A 1,173-nucleotide genomic window follows, 5' to 3' on the forward strand; every position below is an offset into this window, starting at 1 on the left:
TCGTGGCAGCCGATGCACGCGGCGACGCCCGTCGTCGTGCCCTGTGTGGCGATCGTCTTGCCGGGCGTCGCGTCGTCCGCGTGCGCGTGGCCGGCCAGCAGCGCTGCCGCAGCGAGCAGCAGCGGCGCGAACCGGCGTCGCGGTGTGTCCACCGTATCGTTCACGTGTCCCCTCCTTGTTGTAGGTCGCGCGCGCCGCCGGATGGCCGGCGCGGCCGCGCGGTCAGCCCGCGTCGGGCTGCTTCTGCTCCGGCGCGAGGTGCTGCGTCGGTGTCGCCGCATCGTAGCGGCCGAAGCCGTAGCGCTGGAAAATCCGGAACGCTTCCGGCGACCGGATGAACGTGAGCCACGTGCGCGCGGCCTCCGGATGCGGCGCGTCCTTCACCATCGCCCCCGCATAGATTGCCGTCGTATTCTGCTCGGCCGGAATGTCGATGTGCATCAGCGGATGCCCGACCTGTTCCTGGAACGCCGCTTCGGATTGCCACAGCACGCCCGCGTCCGCGCGACCCTGCATCAGGAACAGCGCGGTTTCCCGATGGTGGATGTGCGTGAGCTCGGTCGTGCCGGTGCGCACCTTGTCGTCGTAGACGGTACGCGCTAGCGCGTCGCCACCGGCCTTCACGAGCGACGCGCGGATCTGCCGTGCGACGCCCTCGAATGCCGGGTTGGGCATCGCAAGCTGCACGTCGGGCCGCGCGAGGTCGTTCAGCGACGCGATGCGCTTCGGATTGCCGGCGCGCACCATGATCGTCAGCTGGTTCGTCACGTACGGCACGGCCGGGCCGGCGAGCGTGCCGTCCGCGATCAGCCCGTTGATCTTGCCGAGCCCCGCGAAATACGCGTCGGGCTTGACCGTCCACGTCATGTTGCCGACGGTGATCGTGCCGCCCGCCTGGATCTGCTTCACCAGCAGGCCGGGCGGGATCGTTTCCCAGTAGATGCGGCCACGGTACTCGGGATGATCTTCCTCGAACTTCGCGACGAGCGGCGCCATCGCGAAGAAATAGTTGCCGCCGACGAACAGCACGAGCTTCGGCGCGGTGAGGTCGCCGTGGAAATCGGCGAGCACGTCGACCTGCGGCACCGTGAATTCGAGGCCACGGTGCGTCGCGTCGTTGTTGCGGCCGTCCTGCCAGGGCGGAAAGACGGTCGCGGCGGGGCCGGCGGGCGC

The 1,173-nt window shown here is 69.4% G+C and carries 1 protein-coding gene; it reads right to left on the reverse strand.

Going from position 1 to position 1,173, the window contains the following annotated elements; genetic code table 11:
• Positions 1-222: 222 nt before the first annotated feature.
• The coding region (locus G3N93_RS39855; protein ID WP_206135504.1) for a substrate-binding domain-containing protein at positions 223-1,173 on the reverse strand (951 nt) is incomplete at its 5' end.

The sequence above is a fragment of the Burkholderia sp. Se-20378 genome (assembly GCF_017104665.1).
GTDB classification, from domain to species: Bacteria; Pseudomonadota; Gammaproteobacteria; order Burkholderiales; family Burkholderiaceae; genus Burkholderia; species Burkholderia lata.